The organism is Aminobacter sp. P4_H6_2 (assembly GCF_056400805.1).
Map to the genome: position 1 here is coordinate 1 of NZ_JBFUKO010000429.1, position 4,696 is coordinate 4,696.

5 protein-coding genes and 1 pseudogene are annotated in these 4,696 nt (G+C 52.9%); 4 read left to right on the top strand and 2 right to left on the bottom strand.

Going from position 1 to position 4,696, the window contains the following annotated elements; translation table 11 throughout:
• From AC1DUU_RS23530 to AC1DUU_RS23540, 3 genes are all read left to right on the top strand, one after another.
• On the top strand, positions 1-535 hold a 535-nt coding region (locus AC1DUU_RS23530; protein ID WP_476785800.1), incomplete at its 5' end, for an arginase family protein.
• A 63-nt stretch (positions 536-598) separates the two neighbouring features.
• Positions 599-1,198, top strand: a complete 600-nt coding sequence (locus tag AC1DUU_RS23535) for a HupE/UreJ family protein (protein ID WP_476785801.1) — start codon at positions 599-601, stop codon at positions 1,196-1,198.
• Between the two features lie 174 nt (positions 1,199-1,372).
• Complete coding sequence (locus AC1DUU_RS23540) at positions 1,373-2,080, top strand: helix-turn-helix domain-containing protein (protein WP_476785802.1); 708 nt, start codon at positions 1,373-1,375, stop codon at positions 2,078-2,080.
• On the opposite strand, the gene AC1DUU_RS23545 is transcribed toward AC1DUU_RS23540, so the two are convergent.
• Both AC1DUU_RS23545 and AC1DUU_RS23550 read right to left on the bottom strand, forming a co-directional pair.
• Positions 2,077-3,012 carry a LysR family transcriptional regulator gene (locus AC1DUU_RS23545; protein WP_476785803.1) on the bottom strand — a complete coding sequence of 312 codons (936 nt, stop codon included), beginning with the start codon at positions 3,010-3,012 and terminating at the stop codon, positions 2,077-2,079. The genes AC1DUU_RS23540 and AC1DUU_RS23545 overlap by 4 nt on opposite strands.
• Positions 3,013-3,843: 831 nt before the next feature.
• Positions 3,844-3,927 (bottom strand): annotated as a pseudogene (locus tag AC1DUU_RS23550) (arsenate reductase ArsC); the annotation flags it as partial.
• A gap of 86 nt (positions 3,928-4,013) precedes the next feature.
• Here AC1DUU_RS23550 and AC1DUU_RS23555 point away from each other — a divergent pair.
• Entirely contained in the window at positions 4,014-4,601 is a 588-nt protein-coding gene (locus tag AC1DUU_RS23555; protein WP_476785804.1) for a sulfocyanin-like copper-binding protein, read from the top strand.
• Positions 4,602-4,696 lie beyond the last annotated feature (95 nt).

The following is a 4,696-nucleotide window of genomic DNA, read 5'->3' on the forward strand; positions in this document are numbered from 1 at the left end:
GCATACTACTCCCTGGTTCTGGACCACTCATGATGGGAGAGAAACGACCCATCGCGACCATTCGCACATGCATGACGTCGGCCTGCCAAACTGCCACCCAAAGAACTTGGTGCAATTGGGAATTGGCGGTTGGTACGGAAACCGCCCGGGAAGCGCTGTCGCGCACCAGCGGGGCACTAGCGTAATGACCATGTTCGATCTTGAGAAGCATGGGCCAAAGAAAGTAGCCGAAATGGCCTTGGAGATGGCCTGGGAGGGCTGCAAGGCGGTCTATCTGTCATTTGACATCGACTCCATCGATCCAGGGTTCGCACCAGGAACTGGCTCTCCAGAACCAGGTGGGCTTATGCCTCGCGAAGCATTCGAGATTATTCGCGCTATTGCGGCGGAGGGACTATGCGGCATGGAGGTCGTTGAGGTCTCCCCTCCGTATGATGTCAACGACAACACAGCACAACTTGCCACTCGGGTCATTCTGGACACGCTTGGAACGCTGATTGCAAACAACAAGCTAGGGCACCGCRCCAACAGCTAATAACTTGTTTGTCGATCGTCACCTCATACCGTCAAATCACTCTGTAGAAATGGGATACTAAGTATGCCAATACGCAAATTATACCTAGCGACAGTTCCGTTCCTCGCGTTTCTTCCCAGCCAAGCGCTGGCGCATCCTGGTCATGGCGATCTTGGGCTTTTCCAAGGATTGATGCATCCAATCGGCGGATTGGACCACGTTCTGGCCATGGTCCTCGTTGGCATCTTTGCGTTTCAGCGGGGCGGCCGCGCTACCTGGCTACTCCCGGCGAGTTTCATCGCTGCCATGGCTGTCGGCGGGGCCATCGGGATGGCCGGATTTCAGTTGCCACTGGTCGAATTCGGGATCGGTCTTTCGATCGTTGTGCTCGGTGCAGTCGTAGCGTTCGGCTTTGCCGCTCCGATCTCGGTGGCAATGGCGCTCGTTGCTGCCTTTGCAATTTTTCACGGGCACGCGCACGGAGCTGAAATGCCAGACACCGTTGGGGGCATTGCCTACGGGGCGGGATTCATGGCTGCGACGGCATTGCTGTACGCCGTTGGTGTCGGCATTGGCTCAATGATCGGACGGTCCACTAACTCAGGCCAACCGGCAATCGCCAAGTTGCTCGGTGGTGCGGCCGCCATGGTCGGCGTCGTCGGTCTTTTGGGCGGCGTTGCTTAAGGGCTGTAGCACAAAGGGTAGACCTGGGGCGCAGCGAGGGGCCCGTCAAACTGTGACGTGGCCGTAAACGGCCACCTCACACAAGGTTGCAAAGAAGGCCTGTACAAAAATTCGATAGTTGGTGACCTCACGGTTGACTTCCATTTGCCCCCTTTTCGAAAGTGAGGAAAATAGATGTCCGATTTCCAAAGCGCAGTAGAGTCATTGCCAGATGTGGCCTCGCGTTTGGCGTCCAGTGCATCAGCATCGCCGCTTTTGTGTTCCCAATCCGAATGCACGGGACGACCCTCGCGTGATGCGCTTCTTCGTACGGCGATCGGCAACAAGGTTAGATCCTATAGGCGCAAGATTGGTGTCACAGCATCTGATCTGGCGGCGGCAGCAAGCATTTCAGTTGGCATGCTGTCCAMGATAGAGAACGGCTCCATCTCTCCCTCGTTGGGTACGTTGCAGGCAGTGTCATCAGCTCTTGGATTGCCGCTGGCAGTTATTTTCCAAGATTGCGAAGAACCGACCGAGGCTATTTTCGTCAAATCAGGTGGCGGCGTCGATGTGCAGAGGCCTGCCACGCGAATGGGGCATAGGTACAGCCTACTCGGCTATACAATCCCGAATGACAACGATGTCGTCGTTGAACCATACTTGATAACCCTAGAAGAACACCTCGATAAATACCCTCAGTTTCAACACGACGGGCTAGAGTTTATATTCGTACTAGAGGGGGAGATGGTCTATTTACACGGAGATAAATCCTATCAAATGACGACTGGAGATAGTTTGTTCTTTGAAGCCAAATCGCCACACGGTCCGTCAGAGCTGATAAAACTTCCTATTCGCATACTTTCAATAGTGTCATATCGACCTGGCGTACAAAGCAGCTAGGTCGACATCTCGGCGGTCGTAAGTTCTTCGATGCATCTTACAAATTCCTCACGAAGCTTTCTTCTCCTTGCCAAGTGATTAGCCGCAGGATTGTCTATTGTGTAGACCTCAATAGATGGCGAGATGTCATGGTGCAGCAATGGCCAGAGGCGGCCGCAACTCATATCATATGATGCATAGCTTTCCGGAAGAAAAGTTACTCCAACACCAAGAATAGCAAGACGTTTTGCTTCTTCTAGGTGCTCAGTCACAGCTGATACGTTTGAACCGAGGCCGTGATGTAATCTAAAATCTCTTAATTCATCTGGCTCATCACTTCCAGTAAGGACAAATTTCTCGTCACTGAGCTGTCCTGGATCGCCTATTTCTTTGCCAAAAAAACCATGACGAACGCCACAATACGGCCTGTGAACTTCTCGACAAAGAAATCTGTACCTGAGTTCAGGATGTTTAATATTCGTCGATGCGATGCCAACATCAATTTCGTTACGAATGAGAGATGCAAGGACAGTTGCCCATGGCATCGTAGAAATAACTATTTCGACGGAAGAGAAATTCGTATGGAATACAGATAGTGCTTCGTCAAATACAGGATATGTGAAGTTGCTTATGAGGCCAATTGTTATCTTTCCGTGAACTTCACTCGAGGATTTTGTAGTTATGCTTGGTATTTCGCGGACTGCGCTCATAATCGGCGCGCAAAGTTCGGCYAGGAGCATGCCTTCTGAAGTAAGCTCAAAGCCTCCTGAGCCACGCCTGCAAAGCACGGCTCCGACCTGTCCTTCCAAACGCTTCAGCGCGAGGCTTATGGCAGATTGCTTGAGCCGCGTCTTCTCCGAGGCCTTTGATATGCCCCGCGCATGGGCAATCTCGTGGAATATCTTCAAAAGATTCCAGTCCAGATCTCGAGAAAACTCATCAACCGGCATCATCGACGAAAATCCATTCTGCAATCCGCACAGATTGTGAAGTGTCGGAATGTATCGCGAGGAAGTTGGGTTGAAAAGCAGAACCGCTTCCGTTGTCGCCAAATCCATCCGCTTGGAGAGTTAATAGGGAGAAGTGAAATGCGGCGCGACAGACTTGCGTTTTATCTGAAATCTACATTGACGATTTTCTACAAGCTAAATGTGATAATGGCGTGCAGGCATCTCCGAAACAGCTCGTTCCGAGAGCTGATTAATCGAAGAGGCAAATGATTGCACTCCAAATACGGTTGGTCAGGTTTCCAATACGAGGTCCTGGCCAATACGCTCCGATCCCCTTCGGCATAATGTCACGGGTGCCACGCAAAGCTCAGATGAGAATGGGCAAGTGCACGACTGCGGCAGGTGATGCCTTGATCCGCCATGCTCGTTTGATCCTAGATCGAGTGGAGCATACGTGGACTTCGCACCGACGGCACTGGGTCTAAGGGGGCGCATCAGGCTCTTGTCTAACACGGCTGGATTGGCTGCTTTTCTGCCGTATCAACTCGGCCGATTCCTGGTCGCTTATCCGGATCTTTCCATTGATCTCAATGAACGCACAACTGCGCGTCCTGCGAGAATAGCAACCAGCATCCACATGATGCTTTGACCTCTCGCTTCGACTTTTGGCCCGTGTCAGGGTGCGGTCATTTGAAGCCCGATACATTGGTCGATATCGTAAGGAGTGTCCTGGCTCGGGCACTTGATCGTCAGCATCAAAGGCAGGGACACGCATGATCTCTGCTCAGGTGCCTGCTGGAGCCGATTAAAGGCATTGAACCGCCCGGCATCTTACTTTTGCAGAATGCTCTCGCCCATTATCGAGCGCGCGGTATCGCCAGTGCACAGGAACAAGACATTGTAGACATGGTCAGGTATCAGGCAGAGAGGGTACCCTCTCTTACGGCTGGCCTAGTTGATCTGAATTGGGTGCCGCTCCGGCCTCGCCCTGAACAGGAGGTTTGATGGCACGCTTTGCTCAGCTTGCCTTTTTCGTCTTGGCGTTGGGAGTATTGCCTGGAGTAGGACTGGCTGGCGAGCCTTTCGTCCCGAGTTGGATCAAGAACGATCCCGCAGCCAGGACTGTCGCCATGGAGGTTGTTGCCGATTGGAACCAAGTCGAGCGGTACCGCAGGGACAACATCCGGACTGATATTATCGATTTCAACGGCTACTGGGGCGGCAACCTCACGATCATGGTGCCCACGGGATGGTCAGTGAAGATCGATTTCATCAATGGCTCCTCATCTTTTCGGCACAGTCTGATGGTGACCAGAGTCTATGCTCAGTCAGAGATGCCAGTGAAGTTGACGCATGAGGATGCGATATGGGGAGCGTACACCAATCCGCCAGAGGGAATCAAAACCAATGAGAGGAGACAACTCAACTTTGTGGCGAAACAGGCCGGGAACTACTTCCTCGCCTGCGCGAGACAAACCCATCTGATGGACGGACACTGGATCGGTTTTGAGGTTCAAGACGGCCTCGACCGGGCTGTGGCGATTGTCCACGACGACAAGTTTCCGCTTGAGCAGCCCCCTGGGCGTCCTTAGCGGGCTGGACTCCGCGTCGCTTGGCTCTGCGTCGAGTTGCACGTTCCCTTGAGTGATCCAGCCTGAACCGCAAAAAAGCCCCGCCACCTTTCGGC